We start from the raw sequence: 15,929 nt of genomic DNA, 5'->3' as shown, positions 1-15,929 counted from the left end.
CTTATGTTTTGTCGATCCCACCCCCGTTACCGACAACCGCTTGAATGGCGAATTCAGGCCGCCGGATTGGCACCCACCGAGCTGAGGAGCGATCGGATTGGCTTGGGCAACGCGCCCGCAGGCACGAGGCGTAAGAGCGCGAAGAGCGAGAAAAGGCCCGTGACGCATGTCATGGCGAGGCCTAGAAGGGTGGCCCACCAGAAGGGCAGGTAAGCAAATCCGGCAAAGGCAACCGCGCAGCAGAATCCAAACAGCGCCATCAAGCCGAGGTTCTGGACCGGGAGGACAAAACCACAGTTTCGCCTGACGATGACATACACCAGCATGCCATGACAGACATAGAGGCAGAGGAACGCCGCCCCGGCCCCATCGACGCCAAACAAGGGCATGAGAGCGGCAGCAAGTCCAACATGGATCACCGTCGCAACGACTTCGGTGGCGATGAACATCTTCTGCCAGCCCTTGGCAACGATGATATAGCCCATCGGCCAGGTGATGACCCGTAGCATCATCCCTAGCGACAACCAGCGCAGCAGGCTGGCGGCAGGGCTGAACCCAGGGGCGTAGAAGACAGTGACCAGCAGGTGCGAAAAGGTGATGGTGGCGATCACGCCCGGTCCGGCCAGCAAGAGGCTGACTTGCGTTTGTTCACCGACTAGCCTTGTGACCGCGGCATCGTCACCAACAACGGCAGTGAGGCGCGGATAGAAGTCTGTGCCCATCGACTGCAGGACAACCCCGACATAGAGGCCTGCAATAGCCCATGCGGCCTGATAAAATCCGGCGGCTTCAATCCCAGCCTCCTGCACCACCAGCATCCGGACGGCATAGGCGGCCCCCATGGTGAGAAAGCCGCTGACCGTGAAGGCCACGCCGAGCCTGAGTAGTTCGCCCAGTTCTCCCGGCACACTCCCGGCCAATGACCCGACGATGTCGGCGCGGCGGCTATACCAGCGCGCCGTGACCCACCCCGCCAGAGCAGTCAACACCAGCATCGGCACGATGGCTGCCTCGCGCCAAACGAGCAATATCGGCACCGCGATCGAGACAGCCGCGATCGACGTGATGATGTTCAGCTTGGCAAGATCAAGAATTCGCCTCGTGCCCTGCAGCAAAGCGGCTTCGCTGCCGGTCAGGATACGGAAAAGCACAACCAGCCCGAGCACGGCAAGACCAAGGGCATAGTCCGCCCCGCCAAACGTGAGGACTGCGATGGGTATTGAGAGCGCGGCAAGCGCAAGAGCGCCGACCAGTCCGAGCACAATTGATGTCCGTTGAACGGTTCGGACTGTCGCTGCCATCCGTATTTTGTCGCCGCTACCTTCTGCCTTCGCGATCTGACGGATACCGGACTGGCTTACGCCCAATCCTGCGAGGGCGACGACGACATCGACAACCGATGACAGCAGCGCCACGGTGCCCACACCCGTGGGCCCAAGCAGCAGCGCAATGGTCTTCATCCTAATCAGCGCAAAGAACATCGCGACGACCGAGGACGCACCGATCAGGGCGGTGGAATGCAGGATGTCCCGGTAGCTGGAGGTTCTGTGTTCTGTGACAGCCCGCCCATCCGACATCTGCATTTCCTTGAGCTGGGAGTTGGCAATACCGGCCACCCCTCCACGCTATTCGAGAATGATCGATGCGCCGATAGCTCCAATGGGCGGCATCATTTGCACCGTCAGTTGGCGAAGATCGCCCCAGCTTCGGTCGGCAGAAGGCCGGCGTTGTTGGGGATCACGAAAAATGTCGTCGCACGAAGAGTTCACTACGCTGGCGGGGCATGCATCGCGGCAGACTATCCTGCCGCTGGCGCCGTCAACCGGCTATCTGGTCATCAAGCGCGCATATGATATTCTGGGAGCCTTGCTCCTGGCGCTTTTGGTGCTGCCCTTATTGCTTGTTATCGCTTTTCTGATCCGCCTCGATGGCGGCACAGCGCTCTACTATCAGGAGAGGCTGGGGCGCGATGGAAAAATTTTTCGGTTCTGGAAATTACGGACCATGGTCCCTCAGGCCGAAGAAGCCCTGGTGCGGCATCTGGAGCGTGACCCGAAGGCGAAGGCGGAATGGGATCGCACGCAAAAACTGCGCTGCGATCCGCGCGTGACCAGGATTGGCCGGCTCCTCCGCAAGCACTCGATCGACGAGCTGCCCCAATTGTGGAACGTCCTGATCGGCGACATGAGCCTTGTGGGTCCCAGACCGATAATGGTCAACCAACAGAGCCTATATCCGGGAACATTATATGGCGACCTTCGGCCGGGCATTACCGGGCTCTGGCAGGTAACGGACCGCCACTTATCGGCCTTTGCTGACCGAGCGCGCCTTGATCGTATCTATGCCGAGCAGGTCTCCTTGCGTACGGATGCCTTGATCATGCTTCGCACGCTGCGCCCCCTGTTCGTCGGCACCGGGTGTTAGATCCTCGCTCGGCACGACGAGTTATGGTGCCACATTCGTTGGTTGCGCTCGGTCCACCGGCGCGATCACCGGCTCATAAAATCCCCGTCAGGGCGGAAGCTGAGCCAGGTCATCCGGTGTCGTTTCGGGCACCACGGCGGCTGTTTTCGACACTTTAAGAACGTCACCCGGGAGCAGCATGGTTGTCTCATCCGCTATAATTTCCGTAGCCCCCCCCATCTGCCGGACGATGGAATAGTGCAACCCGGATGGCTGGCCCGGCGTGGTCACCGGATCAGAATCGAGGTCGAGCAACAGGCGCTGCGAGGTCCATTGCTGCAACAGCATCTGGTCTATCTTGGCTTGCTCGTCCTGGATGGCGAGAGCGGCCTGTGTTTGACTCGAATCCTCCAGCTGTGCCGCCTCACGCTGCGCCTGGCTGAGTGCCTGCTGGGCGCGCAGGATTGCCGTAGTCTGGGTCAGTTGATCAAACCGCATATCTGCAATTTGGCGCTCCAGATCGGAGCGCCGAGAGGCTGTTACAAGGCCTTTTTCGACCAGCGACTGGACGCCGCTCAGTTCTTCCGAAGCTTTGGTCAAGAACTGCTCGACGTCGCTCAGGCGAATTCTGAGAGTCTCGATTTCCTTGTTGAGGAGGACGATGAGGTCATCCAGAGCCTCCGTCTGGCGCACCACTTCCCGTTGACGCGCAAAAAAAATGCTCTCCTCGTCCTTCATGGCGGCCTGGGCCATCCCGGCATCGGGATATCCGGTTACCTCCTTGGGGAAAGTGATCTCCTGGGCGCCGCCGGCCTCAGCCATGAGTCGAGCGATACGGACCCGGCTAAGCAACAATCCATCGTCGGCGGAGCGCAACTGGGAGGCCAGCCGCAGCCGTTCGGCCGTCATGCCGGCGGTTTGTTTTTGTCGCTCACCGCCTCCGAGAGCGAGGGCCTGCAATACGGTCATCCCTTGTCGGAACTCGAACGAGCCAGGGGAGGTGACATCTCCGACGACATACACGGGTGGATAGGAGACGATTTCGATGGAAGTCTCGGGGGCGGTGACCAGCCCGAGTTGCTCCTTGAGGGCCGTAGCCACTTCGAGCGCCATCTGCTCGCTATTCTTGTCACGAGTGGATATCTGCCCGATGACTGGCACTGGCATCGTATCATCGTCGGAAATCATGAAGTCGCCGCTGAAGGCGTCCCACCGTTCATAGCCCCCCTTCAGGGGAACCCATTGGATCACCGTCAGCCGGACCTTGGTCTGTGGCCACAACTCCGCCGCTCCCGCACCAGTCAAGTGGCATAGCGAGGTGAATGATACGACCGCCAGCAGCGCACCTCGATACCGACGGGAGCGGCGCCATGCCGCTGCGGTGAAATTTGTAGATCGATCAATGAACATAATTGCAACTAGGCTCCAGCCGCACCGGAACTAGATCACAAGCCCCTCAGTCGCAGAACTAGCCCATGCTGGCTATGTTCGCCTGCAACCCGGCAGGCTTTTATCAGCATGGTTGAGGCGTCTTTCATCCGAACGGCCTCGATCGAGGGCACATACATGACGCATGATGACCTGCGCTTCTATTCCTACCTGTTTGTCAGGCGGCTTCCGCTCATGACCGCCATTGGCGCCGTGACCGGTGCCGCCGGGCTCGCCTATGTCTTGTCGCTGCCCTCTTCTTACGAGGCCACCGGGACCATATTGGTGAAGTCCCCGGAAATACTGGCCACACTCGCTCCAACCACAGAGTCCATCGGCGCGCTGGCTCGTCTGCAGGTGATGCAGCAGGAGTTGCTGACCTATGACGCGCTGCTTGCCCTGGCCAAGCAGCACAATCTCTATCAAGACGCCGAGGTTCTGTCCTCGGACAGCCTTGTCGCCGATCTGCGCGACCGAATTGCCTTTAGTCCCGTGTTTTTCGGCGGCAATGCGAACGCGCTGGGTTTCTCGGTATCCTTTACCGCCGAAGAGCCGGAGCTGGCCGCTAAGGTCACCAATGACCTTATCCAGGCCATTCTCCAGCGCGACCTGAATGAGCGCGCCTCGCGCGCTGCCGTCGCCGTTTCCTTCTTCGAAGGCGAGGTTGCAAAACTCGGCGAGGACCTCACAGCAATCGAGGGCCGGGTGCAGGCCTACAAGACCGAGCATTTGGAGGCCCTGCCCGACACGCTTGAGTTTCGGCGGCTGTTGCAGATAAACCTGCGCGACCGCCTCCTGGTGCTGGAAAGGGAACAGAGTTCGCTGCAGACCCGGCGCGCGAACTACATTCAGTTCTATAGCGGCACCGACCCACCCGCAGTCGGAGCGGACTTGCCACCCGAGCAGCGGCAGCTAGAAGAGCTCAAGCAGGCGCTCGTCAGCCAGCGCATGCTGTTCGCCGAAGACAGCCTGGCGATCCGTTCATTGAAGTCACAGATTGCCACGGCTGAAGCAAAGCTTGGGTCATTGTCGATTGTCGCCCCCGGCATCGAGGATATTCCGGCGCGGGACATGCAACTGGCCGACATGGACACGCGGCTTGATGCGATAGCGCTGGAGCGCGAAAGCCTGCAGCGCAACGATGCCGAACTCGCCAATTCAATCGCGGCGACACCGGCCAATGAAGCAGCACTCAGTGCGCTGGAGCGCGAATACGACGACGTCCGGACCCTTTATGCGGCCGCCGCCGCCCGCCTGGCCTATGCCTCGACCGGCGAGCAGATCGAGAGCGGGCTCAAGGGCGAAAGGCTGATTCTGATGGAGGCGGCCCGTCCGCCGGAAAAACCCTCCGGCCCCAAGCGCCTCCCGCTCGCAATAGGCGTTGCCGCAGCCGCGCTGGCCGCTGCTCTTGGCGCCGCCTTCCTGCTCGAGCTGCTCAATCGCAGGGTACAGCGTGCGGCGGACGTGGAAAGGGCCCTGGAGATCGAAGTGCTCGCCAGCATTCCAAATATTCCCGTCCGGCCACCTATTCGCTTCAAGTTACCCAGCTTGCCGCTCCACGGGATGGGATCTGTACGCTCATGAATCGCCATGCTTCAGCGAGGCCCGACCAGCCGGCAACACAATCCGCAGAGTCTGTGGCGCCCGCAGCAAATGCCGAGCGCCGTGACGGGCCTAGGGCGCCCGCCCCTATCCTCTCGCCATCGGCTCATATGCTCTGGGAGCGTTGGGACGAGCTGCCCGAGTTCAAGATGAACACCTGGCGGCTTGCCAGGCATCGGATCGTCGCGGCCACGCGTACGCACGACACTCACCTTGATATCGACGTCCTGCGAACCAAGCTGATGGGCATGATCCGGCAAAATGGCTGGAGAACCCTCGGGATTACCTCGCCTCGCGGAGGATCGGGCAAGACCACGCTAGCGCTCAATCTAGCTTTCAGCTTTGCTTGGCAGGCTGATTTCAGGGTGGGCCTGCTGGATCTCGACCTGCGGCGGCCCAAGATAGCGCGGGTACTTCACTGCGAGCAGTCCCACGACATCGAGGGGTTTTTGCGTGGCTATCGCTCCATGCCCCAGAGCATCATCCGCCATCGCAACAATCTCGTTGTCGCGACAAACGCCGTTCCCGTTCCGCAAGCCGCCGAGCTCCTGATGGAATGCGTCCCGGGCGCCGCGATTTCCCGCATGCGAGAAAAACTCGGTCTCGACCTCATCCTTTATGACCTGTCGCCCATGCTAGCCAGCGACGACGCGCTTGCGGTGCTTCCGGGATTGGATGCCATGCTGCTGGTGGCAGCCGCGGGCGAAACCACTATGCGCGAACTCGATATCTGCGAGCGCGAGCTTTCACGGCCCGGCAAGCTCGCCGGAATCGTGCTCAACAAATGCCGCTTCCTGCCGGAACGGTTTGGCTATTGATGCGCACGCACCAGAGAAAGACGGGCAAATGAAAGGCATCATCCTGGCGGGAGGCAACGGCACACGGCTCTATCCACTCACCCTCGCCGTCTCCAAGCAGATACTGCCCATCTACGACAAGCCCATGCTCTACTATCCGCTGAGCGTGTTGATGCGGGCCGGCATTCAGGAAATCTTGGTGATCTCCACCCCCCGCGACCTGCCAGCCTTCCAGTCCCTGTTGGGCAGCGGCGAACAATTTGGGGTGTCGTTCTCCTATGCCGAGCAGTCCGAACCCGAGGGGCTGGCTCAGGCCTTCATCATTGGCCGGTCTTTCATTGGCAATGACAGTGTCGCCATGGTCCTGGGCGACAATATCTTCTTCGGCGAAGGCTTGGCGGAGCTAACCCAGGCCGCGGCGGCTCAGATGCAAGGCGCGGCGGTGTTTGCCTATCGCGTCGAGGATCCGGAGCGCTACGGGGTCGTCACCTTCGACCCCTGCAACGGCAAGGCAATTTCCATCGAGGAGAAGCCCAAGGTGCCCCAGTCCGAGTGGGCTGTGACGGGCCTCTATTTCTACGACAATGACGTGGTCGACATTGCCGCCGATATCCGGCCCTCCGCCCGTGGCGAACTCGAAATCACCGACGTCAACAACGCCTATCTGCGGAATGGCACCCTCAGGGTTTACCAGCTCGGTCGCGGCTATGCCTGGCTGGATACCGGCACGACCGAGAGCCTGCACGATGCCGCATCCTTCGTCCGCACGGTTGAACGCCGACAGGGCGTGCAGATCGCCTGCCCTGAAGAAATTGGTCTAGAGATGGGCTGGGTAACGCCCGATGTGCTGCTGTCACAAGCGGACCAGCTAGGGAACACCGACTACGCCTCCTACCTGCGCCGCCGGGTTGCGGAAATTACCGCCACCGGCGCGCTCCGGCTGCACTAGTGAGGGGAGCCAGCATGAACTATCTGATAACCGGAGGCGCAGGCTTCATCGGGTCGGCGCTGTGCCGGCTCCTTGCCGGGAATGCAGAAAACCGCGTCGTCGTTCTCGACAAGCTGACCTATGCCGGATCGATGGGCAGCCTCCGCTCGCTTAAGGGCAAGTCGAATTTCCGTTTCGTCCGGGGCGACATCCGAAACCGGAGCCTCGTCAGCAGCCTGTTGGCCGACGAAAACATCGACACCATTATCCATCTTGCCGCCGAGAGCCATGTCGACCGTTCCATCGATACGCCGGCGCTGGCCATAGACACGAACGTCATGGGGACGCTTGTGCTGCTCGAAGCAGCACTTGCCCACTGGCGTTCCCTCCCGCCTCCGGGTCAACAGGCCTTTCGCTTCCACCACGTATCCACCGACGAGGTTTTCGGTGATCTGGGGCCCGACGATCCATGCTTCACCGAGCAGTCACCCTACGCGCCTTCTTCGCCCTATGCCGCTTCCAAGGCCGCTGCCGACCATCTGGTCCGCGCCTGGCACCGCACCTATGGGCTTCCAGTCGTCTTGACCAATTGCACCAACAACCACGGCGCCTTCCAGTTTCCTGAAAAACTCATTCCCATCACTATTCTCAATGCCCTGCAAGGCATCAACATTCCGGTCTATGGCACCGGCAAGAACGTGCGGGACTGGCTGCATGTGGAGGACCATGTCCGGGCGCTTGCCCTGGTAGCAAAATCTGGCCGGCCCGGTGAGAGCTATAACATTGGGGGAGAGGCGGAATGCTCCAACCTGACGCTGGTGGAGACCATCTGCGACGTCCTGGACCAGCGGAGGCTTGGCGGCGCAGGCTTTTCATACCAGAACCTCATCACCTTCGTAACAGATCGGCCGGGCCACGATCGCCGCTACGGTCTGGACATCAGCAAAATAAAAATAGAACTCGGCTGGGCACCCACCTATACTCTTAAAACTGGGCTTGAAAGGACGATCGATTGGTACCTTCAAAACAGCTGGTGGTGGCGTCCCATTCGGGAGAAGCGTTACCAGGGCGCACGCCTCGGTTTGGAGCGAGCCCAATCTGACGCCTTACCCAATGGTGCTTCCCATGTAGCGACAGCGCCGATTTTGGTCGGGAATCGAGTTTAATCGCATTAGTAACTAGAACTTGATATAGTCGCTCTAGCTGGCCGCGTTACTGAGAAGTGTCGCTACTTTCGATGTGGCCACAATAAGCAGAAGCGCAACGCGGACAGGCATTGCAGAGGAGACTATGAGACAGTCAAAATCCACGGCTCTGGTAGCGGATTGTCAGGAACTGTTCAGCCATTCTCTTGCCAACCTGCTTGAACATCGCGTCGGCTTTGCCAAAGTTGTAACCACCACGCATTTCGCCGAAGCACTGCGTCACCTGATGAACAGTGCCGCTATATCTCTGGCAGTTTTTGATCTGAAGCTGCCTGACATGGATGGCTTCTCCAGCATCGCCGACTTGCGGGTGTCCCATCCTGAACTGCGCATCGCCGTCAGCGGGAGATCCCATCATCGAGAGGACATATTACATGCCCTTTCCGTTGGCGCCCATGGTTATATTCCGCGCTCCCTGACGATCTTTGAAACCATACGGGCACTCTCAAACATTACGTCGGGACAGATTTATGTACCCCCCACGGTCTCTGACCTGATCGAAGAGAAACTTTTCGATCAGGCAGTTAATGCTCCGGCAGCAGCTCCTGTCTCGCCTTTTACCGTCGATCAGCTGACGGCCCGTCAGTACGAAGTCATGATGCTGATCGCTGAAGGAGAGAGCAATAAAGGCATAGCCCTGAAACTGGAGCTTTCTGAAGGCACCGTAAAAACTCACGTCCATGCGCTGTTCAGGACCTTGAATGTCCATGACCGTATCGCCGTCGCGGCCATCGCTGCTTCACTTTCCAAGCGCCGATAGTCTAGCCCGCGCCTTATACCTGGCTTACACCCCTCCCCATCACATCAGCCAATAGGTATAATCCAAATCTGATATTGGCATGGCGATCTAAATATGTTCCTATTTACTAAGTATTAACCCTTGCAATCAGGAAGGCCCCAAATACTTTGGAACCTGCACTCCGTGGGAGGCCAACATCATGCGGGCTCGGCCCGAATTTTGTATAGTGTTAATTGACGCCTTCGAGATGCGTCGTGCCGGCATTGCTGCCCTGTTGAAGCCATGGGCCATAGCCCTCAATGCTTTGGTCGTCTCGCGGGGTCCTGACGAGCTTGAATCGGGCCTGCCAGAGGGTGTTCGGTCAATCTTCGTGCTCTTCAGCATTGGGGGCATGTCGCTGAAATCGAAGCAGGTACACGATTGGGTTGGCGCGATCTGCACCGAGCTCCCCGATGTTCCCTGTATCGTTCTGTCCGACCGAACCGAGCCCGAAGAAGCGGTGGCGGCGGCGCGCATGGGCCTAAGTGCATTCATTGCCACCAGTATCGATCCGCAGGTTGCATTGCAGGCATTCGCCTTGGTAATTAATGGTGGGACCTATTTTCCGCGAAACGCTCTGCTGCAGGCGTGGGAACCGCAACAAGAGGCCTATCCCGACTGTGCCGAAAGCAGCGCCCTGACGCCGAGACAGTCACAGGTCCTCCAGCGTTTGCGTGTGGGTTGTTCAAACAAACTAATCGCTCGCGACCTTTCCCTGCAGGAGTCGACCGTGAAGGTGCATGTCCGCGAAATTTTGCGCAAGCTCGGCGCCCGGAACCGCACCGAAGCAGCCCTTTTGGCCGCACGTAAGGGCATTCATCGGACCGCTATCGCCTCCCCTTCGGACGAGTGGCCCTCCCCTCCCACGGTGCAGGCCTCGGCGCACTAATCTTCCGATCACGCACTTTCAGCGCGTGGTTTGATCCGCCTCAATCTCGCCCTGGTGAACCGCACCGTGTTTGCCGGAGACTCCAACTCCTGAGCAGGATGGAGCATGACGAGCAAGACGACGAACAAGTTTTCAGTAGAAGCCCGCACCCGCAAGATGAACTCTTCAGCCAACAATTTTTGAAGGGAACCGCCCAATATCGGAAGGGGGCGACCTCGGCCTTCGACAGAAGCCCCTGAGCTCTCATGGTGAGCTTGTCGAACCGCGAGGGCGCGGCACCGACTATCGCTGCTTGAGGGCGATCTGGCCCAGGCGTTGCAGGGCGCCGCGATGGGTTTGTTGCAGGCCGAAGGGGGTGACGGTGATGGCGTTGCCGCGGCAGAGGGTTTCGAAATCGGCCTCCGGATCGAGCGGCAGCGGCGTTTCCGGGATGGCCATGAAGAATTCGCCCTCGTTGTCGCTGGGATAATAGCGGATGGGCGAGCGGGAAAAGCGCTGATGGGCGACGGCGGACAGGCCGGTGACTTCGGTGGGGCCGCAAAAGGGGAAATTGACGTTGTAAAAGACATCGTCATTGCCATGGGCGGCGAGAATGGCATCCACGACCTCGGCGCCGAAGCGGGCGGCATTGGCCCAATCGGGATTATGGGTGATTTCATAATCCATGGACTGGCTCATGGCGATGCCGATGGCGCCTTGCAAGGCCCCTTCCCGCGCCCCGGCCGCCGTGCCGGAGCAATTGACGATGTCCCCGAGATTCTGGCCGGCATTGACGCCGGAGAGCACCAGATCGGCGGGCTTGTCGCCAAGCAAATGGGTCATGCCGGCGACGACGCAATCGGCGGGCGAGCCGCCCTTGACGGCGAAACGGCGGGGACCATGCTCGATATAGGAGAGCTCGCGACCGAAGCTGAAGCGGTGTCCGGCCCCGGACTGGTTGCCATCGGGAGCGATTATCCACACATCGTCGGACAGCGCCCGGGCGATTTCGGCCATGACCGCCAGACCCGGCGCATCCACGCCATCGTCATTGGTGAGCAGGATGCGCAAGGCCATGTCAGCGACCGCCAATGGCGGTCAGGCCATTCATGTAAGATTGCAGAACATCGGGAACGAGCACCGAACCGTCTTCCTGCTGGTAGTTTTCCAGCACGGCGATCAGGCAGCGGCCGACAGCGGTGCCGGAGCCATTGAGGGTATGGACATAGCGCGGCGCCTGCTTTTCGCCGGCGGGACGATAGCGCGCCTCCATGCGGCGGGCCTGGAAATCGCCGCAGACGGAGACCGAGGAAATCTCGCGATAGGTATCCTGGCCGGGCAGCCAGACTTCCAGATCATAGGTCTTGCGGGCGCCGAAGCCCATGTCGCCGGTGCACAGGGTCATGACCCGGTAATGCAGGCCCAGCTTTTGCAGCACGGTTTCGGCGGCGGCGAGCATGCGCTCATGCTCATTGACCGCTTGCTCGGGCGTGGTGATGGACACCAGTTCGACCTTGTTGAACTGATGCTGGCGCAGCATGCCGCGGGTATCGCGCCCGGCCGAACCGGCCTCGGAGCGGAAGCAGGGCGTCAGCGCGGTGAAGCGCAGCGGCAGTTCTTCCTCGGCGAGGATCGATTCGCGGACGAGATTGGTGAGCGGGACTTCGGCCGTGGGGATGAGGGCCAGGCGGCTCTCGCCATGTTCGGTGAAGAAGAAGTCGCCATCGAATTTGGGCAATTGGCCGGTGCCGTACATGGCCTCGTCGCGCACCAGCACCGGCGGCACCACTTCGGTATAGCCGAATTCATTGGTGTGCAGGTCGAGCATGAACTGGCCGAGGGCGCGCTCGAGGCGGGCGACCTCGCCCTTGAGGACGACGAAGCGGCTGCCCGAGAGCTTGGCGGCGATTTCGAAATCCATGTTCTTCTCGGCGACGCCGATTTCGAAATGTTCCTTGGGCGCGAAGGCGAAGGCCGGCTTGGGCGGGCGAATCCTGGCGGCGGTTTCGGGCGAGCCGTTGGGGCCGAAATATTCGACATTGCCGCTTTCGTCGTCGCCGACCGGCACATCGTCGAAAGCCATGTTGGGAATGGCCGAGAGGGCGTCGCGCAATTCCTTTTCCACGGCGCGTTCCTCGGCTTCGCCGGCCGGGATGAATTGCTTGAGGCGCGAAACCTCTTCCATCAGTTCGGCGGCCCGGGCCTCGTCCTTCTGGGCCTTGGCCTGGCCGATCTGTTTGGAAAAGGCGTTGCGTTTTTCCTGGGCCTCGTTGAGGCGCAGGATGACCTGGCGGCGGCGTTCGTCGATGGCGATGAGATCGGCGGAGCGGACGGACACGTTCTTGCGCCGCGACATGGCCTGGTCGAAGGCTTCAGGATTGTCTCTGATCCACTTGATATCGAACATCGCTGTTACGGGCTCCCGCCCGCCTCTGGTTACAAAAAATCGGCCACCCTGGCCCGCGCGAGGCATGGTGGCCGGGACGAGCGGATCGCGGCGATCAGGATTCGGCGGACGCTTCGGCGGCCAGAGCCTTTTCGCGCCGCTTTTGCACCATGCGAACCGACAGGATGGACAGCTCGTAAAGGCCGTACATGGGGATGGCAAGACCGATCTGCGAGATCGGATCGGGCGGGGTGATGAAGGCGGCGACGGCGAGAATGCCGACAATGGCGTAGCGGCGGCCCTTCTTGAGCTGCTCGACATTGATCAGGTCGATCTGCGCCAAGAGCGTCAGCACCACGGGCAGCTGGAAGCAGACGCCGAAAGCCAGAATCAGCGTCATGGCGAGGCCGAGATATTCAGACACCTTGGCCAGCAGCCGGATTTCCTCGGTCTGCATATTGGCGAAAAAGCCGAGCGCCATGGGCAGGACGATGAAATAGACCATGGCGGCGCCCAGCACGAAAAAGATCGGCGTGGCGATCAGATAGGGCACCAGCGCCTTGCGTTCGTGCTTGTAGAGACCGGGCGCGACGAAGCGATAGATCTGGGTGGCGAGGAAGGGGAAGCCGAAGAACACCGCGCCGAAAAAGGCGAGGTTGAGCTGGGTGAAGAAGAATTCCTGCGGCGCCGTATAGATCAGCTCCATATCGCCCGGATTGGGATAGATGGAGCGATAGGGATTGAGCAGGATGTCGAAAATCTGCCCGGCGAAGATGAAGCAGACGACCATCAGCACGGCGATGGCGACGGCGCTGCGGATGAGGCGCTTGCGCAGTTCGATGAGATGCTCCAGCAGCGGCGCTTCGCTGCCGGCCAGTTCATCCTCGGGCTCGACCTTGCTTTGGTCTTCGATCTGCTTGGTTTCGGCCATAGCTTAGCTCTTTTCGGCCGTTTCGGCAGGTTTCGGGCGCAGGGCGCGGGGCTTTTTCACGGCGGCCGCGGGGGTCGCCGCAGCGGCAGGCTTGCTGCGCGGCTTGCGGGCCGGCTTGGCGGCAGCGGCCTCCGCCTTGGACGCGGCAGGCTTTGCTGCGGTCTTTGCCGGTTTGGCGGCGGCAGCGGCTTTCGGCTTGGCCGGCTTTTTCGCCGGCGCCGCCTTGGCGGGCGCCGCAGCCACGGTTGTCGCGGGCCCGGGCTTGGCGCCGGTTCCGGAGGCGGACTTGGCCGGCGTCATGCCGGCCTGCTGCTTGATGGCATCGGCGACGCTTTCGACCTTGGGATCGGTAGGCTTGAGCGCGCCGGTGGGGGATTGCTGGCCGTCCTTGCCGATGGCGTTGAATTCCTTGCGGATTTCATCGGCGGTCTTTTTCAGCGGATCGGTGATGGTGCTGCGCAGATTGCGCACTTCATCGAGCCCGGTGGACTTGTTGATCTCGCGCTGGAACTCGCGGCCCATGCGCTGAATCTGTCCGATGACCTTGCCGACCCGCCCCATGACGACAGGCAGGTCCTTGGGGCCGATGACAATCAGCGCCACGACGCCGATCACCAGCATCTCTGTCCAGCCTAGGCCGATCATCGCATTAGTCTCCGCGGGGCAGGAAACTGCCCCCAATTGGTCGGGTCAGGACGGCAGGACGCGGATCAGGCGTCCTTGCTTTTTTCCGCTTCGCGGGCTTCGACTTCGGCATTGGTCTGAATCCGCTCGACCGGCTTGTCGTCGTCCTTCATGCCCTTCTGGAAGGCTTTGATGCCCGAGGCGACCTCACCCATCATGCCGGAAATCTTCCCACGGCCGAACAGCAGGATAACGACGACGGCAACGACGAGGATGCCCCAAATAGACGGCGCGTGCATGATAGTCTCCCTAACACTCCGGATACGCTGTTACGCGCTATAGATAGACCGAGAAATAGGTTTAATCGCGCACAAACACAAGAACGTGTTCCATATCATTGCCGTCAGCGGCGAAATGAAGCGGTGGCGGGGGGCATCGGCCCTCAAACATCGTCATCTTCGTGGTCGCCGGGATCGGACGGATCGAGCGGATCTTCGTCTTCCCGCAGCGCGCCGTCGAAGGGCAGCGGAATCTGCAGGTCGGGCGGCAGGCGGCCGGAAAGCAGGCCTGAGCCCTTGAGTTCATCGAGGCCCGGGAGGTCGGACAGGTTTTCCAGCCCGAAATGATCGAGAAAGGCTTCGGTGGTGCCATAGGTGACGGGGCGTCCCGGCGAGCGGCGGCGGCCACGCATGCGCACCCAGCCGGCTTCCATCAACAGATCGAGCGTGCCCTTGCCGGTGGCGACGCCGCGCACTTCCTCGATTTCGGCGCGCGTGGCCGGCTGGTGATAGGCGATGATGGAGAGGGTTTCGAGGGCGGCGCGGGAGAGCGGGCGCGTCTCGTGTTCCTCGCGCCGCAGCAGGAATCCCAGATCCTCGGCAGTGCGGAAGGCCCAGCCGTCGCCACGCCGGACAAGGTTCACCCCCCTGCCCGCATATTGGGCCTGGAGTTCGGCCAGCAATCCGCCCACATCGGCGCCTTCGCCCAGATAGGGCGCGATGTCGGAAGCGCGGAGCGGCTCGGCCGAAGCGAAGAGCAGCGCCTCGACTATGCGCAGATGACGGCCCAGCACCTCGCCGATTTCGTCTTCCGTCGCCTCGTCGTTCACGGCTTGTCGCTCCGGCGGCGGCGCAGGAGCAGCGGGCCGAAGGTTTCGGTCTGGCGCATGTCGATCTGCCCCTCCCGCACCAGTTCCAGGGTGGAGGCGAAGGACGAGGCGCGCACCGTGGCCCGCTCGGCGGGGCTGGCGAGATAATCGACGAGATAGGCATCCAGCGACAGCCATTCGTGACTCTCGCCGATGAGCCGTTGCAGAATGTCGCGCGCATCCTGCAGCGACCAGACGGTTCTGGCGAGGGGGGAATATTCGACAACGATGCCGCGTTCGCGCTGGATCGAATAGGCCTTGAGCAGGTCGTAAAGGCTGGCCTCCCAATTGGCGCGGCGGGCAATTTCCAGCGGCTCGGGAGCGCCGCGCGCGTAAATCTGGAAACCCAGGCGGGGCCGGTTCATCAAGCGGCTGGCCGCGGCGCGCATGGCTTCGAGGCGCTTGAGGCGGAATTGCAGCATGGCAGCGAGCATTTCGCCGCTGGGTTCCTCGTCGCCCGGCGCCTGCGGCACCATGAGGCGGCTCTTGAGATAGGCGAGCCAGGCGGCCATGACCAGATAATCGGCCGCCACCTCGATACGGCGCTCGCGCACCTTGTCGATGAAGGCCAGATATTGCTCGGCCAGGGCCAGGACCGAAATGGTGGCCAGATCGACCTTCTGCCGCCGCGCCAGATCGAGCAACAGATCAAGCGGGCCCTCATAACCCTCGACGTCGACATGCAGGACTTCATCCGCCGGAGGCGGCGGCGGCGTATCGAACCAGTCGGTTTGGGCGCTCGTCATCTGGAGATAGGGCCTCTGGCGGGATGACGCATCCTTGGCCGGGGATGGGGCTAGCGTCAAGCGAAGGGGAGGCTCGGAGTTGGCCG

The 15,929-nt window shown here is 61.2% G+C and carries 16 protein-coding genes; 7 read left to right on the top strand and 9 right to left on the bottom strand.

Annotation, left to right across the window (positions count from 1 at the left end; all coding sequences use genetic code 11):
* Positions 1-53: 53 nt before the first annotated feature.
* Entirely contained in the window at positions 54-1,616 is a 1,563-nt protein-coding gene (locus O9Z70_RS06690) for an O-antigen translocase (RefSeq protein WP_286021692.1), read from the bottom strand.
* Between the two features lie 130 nt (positions 1,617-1,746).
* On the opposite strand from O9Z70_RS06690, the gene O9Z70_RS06685 reads away from it, so the two are divergent.
* Positions 1,747-2,424, top strand: a complete 678-nt coding sequence (locus O9Z70_RS06685) for a sugar transferase (protein WP_286021691.1) — start codon at positions 1,747-1,749, stop codon at positions 2,422-2,424.
* Between the two features lie 87 nt (positions 2,425-2,511).
* Here the strand turns inward: O9Z70_RS06685 and O9Z70_RS06680 are convergent, their stop codons facing one another.
* Positions 2,512-3,813, bottom strand: coding sequence for a polysaccharide biosynthesis/export family protein (locus O9Z70_RS06680; RefSeq protein ID WP_286021690.1), 1,302 nt, complete (start codon positions 3,811-3,813; stop codon positions 2,512-2,514).
* A gap of 156 nt (positions 3,814-3,969) precedes the next feature.
* On the opposite strand from O9Z70_RS06680, the gene O9Z70_RS06675 reads away from it, so the two are divergent.
* The 6 genes from O9Z70_RS06675 (at position 3,970) to O9Z70_RS06650 (ending at position 10,030) form a co-directional block, all read left to right on the top strand.
* Positions 3,970-5,415, top strand: a complete 1,446-nt coding sequence (locus O9Z70_RS06675) for a GumC family protein (RefSeq protein WP_286021689.1) — start codon at positions 3,970-3,972, stop codon at positions 5,413-5,415.
* Positions 5,416-5,582: 167 nt separating this feature from the next.
* A complete protein-coding gene (locus O9Z70_RS06670; protein WP_286021688.1) occupies positions 5,583-6,251 on the top strand; it encodes a CpsD/CapB family tyrosine-protein kinase in 669 nt (222 codons plus the stop codon).
* A 28-nt stretch (positions 6,252-6,279) separates the two neighbouring features.
* Positions 6,280-7,179 (top strand): glucose-1-phosphate thymidylyltransferase RfbA, encoded by a 900-nt coding sequence (rfbA, locus tag O9Z70_RS06665; RefSeq protein WP_286021687.1) that lies wholly within the window; start codon positions 6,280-6,282, stop codon positions 7,177-7,179.
* A 14-nt stretch (positions 7,180-7,193) separates the two neighbouring features.
* Entirely contained in the window at positions 7,194-8,324 is a 1,131-nt protein-coding gene (gene rfbB, locus O9Z70_RS06660) for a dTDP-glucose 4,6-dehydratase (RefSeq protein WP_286021686.1), read from the top strand.
* Between the two features lie 124 nt (positions 8,325-8,448).
* Positions 8,449-9,123: a LuxR C-terminal-related transcriptional regulator gene (locus tag O9Z70_RS06655; RefSeq protein ID WP_286021685.1), complete on the top strand. Its 675-nt coding sequence runs from the start codon at positions 8,449-8,451 to the stop codon at positions 9,121-9,123.
* A gap of 205 nt (positions 9,124-9,328) precedes the next feature.
* On the top strand, positions 9,329-10,030 hold the full coding sequence (locus O9Z70_RS06650) for a response regulator transcription factor (protein ID WP_286021684.1): 702 nt from the start codon (positions 9,329-9,331) through the stop codon (positions 10,028-10,030).
* 282 nt (positions 10,031-10,312) lie between these two features.
* Here O9Z70_RS06650 and surE read toward each other — a convergent pair whose 3' ends face one another.
* The 7 genes from surE to O9Z70_RS06615 all read right to left on the bottom strand — a co-directional run bounded on the left by surE (position 10,313) and on the right by O9Z70_RS06615 (position 15,843).
* Entirely contained in the window at positions 10,313-11,086 is a 774-nt protein-coding gene (gene surE / locus O9Z70_RS06645) for a 5'/3'-nucleotidase SurE (protein WP_286021683.1), read from the bottom strand.
* A gap of 1 nt (position 11,087) precedes the next feature.
* Positions 11,088-12,416: a serine--tRNA ligase gene (serS, locus tag O9Z70_RS06640; RefSeq protein ID WP_286021682.1), complete on the bottom strand. Its 1,329-nt coding sequence runs from the start codon at positions 12,414-12,416 to the stop codon at positions 11,088-11,090.
* Positions 12,417-12,510: 94 nt separating this feature from the next.
* On the bottom strand, positions 12,511-13,326 hold the full coding sequence (gene tatC / locus O9Z70_RS06635) for a twin-arginine translocase subunit TatC (protein WP_286021681.1): 816 nt from the start codon (positions 13,324-13,326) through the stop codon (positions 12,511-12,513).
* A gap of 3 nt (positions 13,327-13,329) precedes the next feature.
* Positions 13,330-13,971 carry a Sec-independent protein translocase protein TatB gene (gene tatB / locus O9Z70_RS06630; protein WP_286021680.1) on the bottom strand — a complete coding sequence of 214 codons (642 nt, stop codon included), beginning with the start codon at positions 13,969-13,971 and terminating at the stop codon, positions 13,330-13,332.
* A 65-nt stretch (positions 13,972-14,036) separates the two neighbouring features.
* On the bottom strand, positions 14,037-14,249 hold the full coding sequence (locus O9Z70_RS06625) for a twin-arginine translocase TatA/TatE family subunit (protein ID WP_286021679.1): 213 nt from the start codon (positions 14,247-14,249) through the stop codon (positions 14,037-14,039).
* A 143-nt stretch (positions 14,250-14,392) separates the two neighbouring features.
* On the bottom strand, positions 14,393-15,058 hold the full coding sequence (gene scpB, locus O9Z70_RS06620) for an SMC-Scp complex subunit ScpB (RefSeq protein ID WP_286021678.1): 666 nt from the start codon (positions 15,056-15,058) through the stop codon (positions 14,393-14,395).
* The gene (locus O9Z70_RS06615; protein WP_286021677.1) at positions 15,055-15,843 is read right to left on the bottom strand and encodes a segregation and condensation protein A; all 789 of its coding nucleotides are present in this window, start codon (positions 15,841-15,843) and stop codon (positions 15,055-15,057) included. The genes scpB and O9Z70_RS06615 overlap by 4 nt, the downstream gene beginning before the upstream one ends.
* Between the last annotated feature and the right edge of the window lie 86 nt (positions 15,844-15,929).

This window comes from Devosia sp. YIM 151766, from assembly GCF_030285925.1.
Taxonomy (GTDB): domain Bacteria; phylum Pseudomonadota; class Alphaproteobacteria; order Rhizobiales; family Devosiaceae; genus Devosia.
This window is presented reverse-complemented; position numbering and strand designations above follow the sequence as displayed.

Excerpts from the sequence above, each read along its gene's own strand:
- tatB (WP_286021680.1), bottom strand. The coding sequence starts at position 13,971 with ATGATCGGCCTAGGCTGGACAGAGATGCTGGTGATCGGCGTCGTGGCG.
- O9Z70_RS06675 (WP_286021689.1), top strand. The coding sequence starts at position 3,970 with ATGACGCATGATGACCTGCGCTTCTATTCCTACCTGTTTGTCAGGCGG.
- O9Z70_RS06670 (WP_286021688.1), top strand. The coding sequence starts at position 5,583 with ATGAACACCTGGCGGCTTGCCAGGCATCGGATCGTCGCGGCCACGCGT.
- rfbA (WP_286021687.1), top strand. The coding sequence starts at position 6,280 with ATGAAAGGCATCATCCTGGCGGGAGGCAACGGCACACGGCTCTATCCA.
- O9Z70_RS06615 (WP_286021677.1), bottom strand. The coding sequence starts at position 15,843 with ATGACGAGCGCCCAAACCGACTGGTTCGATACGCCGCCGCCGCCTCCG.
- O9Z70_RS06625 (WP_286021679.1), bottom strand. The coding sequence starts at position 14,249 with ATGCACGCGCCGTCTATTTGGGGCATCCTCGTCGTTGCCGTCGTCGTT.
- rfbB (WP_286021686.1), top strand. The coding sequence starts at position 7,194 with ATGAACTATCTGATAACCGGAGGCGCAGGCTTCATCGGGTCGGCGCTG.
- tatC (WP_286021681.1), bottom strand. The coding sequence starts at position 13,326 with ATGGCCGAAACCAAGCAGATCGAAGACCAAAGCAAGGTCGAGCCCGAG.
- O9Z70_RS06680 (WP_286021690.1), bottom strand. The coding sequence starts at position 3,813 with ATGTTCATTGATCGATCTACAAATTTCACCGCAGCGGCATGGCGCCGC.
- O9Z70_RS06655 (WP_286021685.1), top strand. The coding sequence starts at position 8,449 with ATGAGACAGTCAAAATCCACGGCTCTGGTAGCGGATTGTCAGGAACTG.
- surE (WP_286021683.1), bottom strand. The coding sequence starts at position 11,086 with ATGGCCTTGCGCATCCTGCTCACCAATGACGATGGCGTGGATGCGCCG.
- O9Z70_RS06685 (WP_286021691.1), top strand. The coding sequence starts at position 1,747 with ATGTCGTCGCACGAAGAGTTCACTACGCTGGCGGGGCATGCATCGCGG.
- serS (WP_286021682.1), bottom strand. The coding sequence starts at position 12,416 with ATGTTCGATATCAAGTGGATCAGAGACAATCCTGAAGCCTTCGACCAG.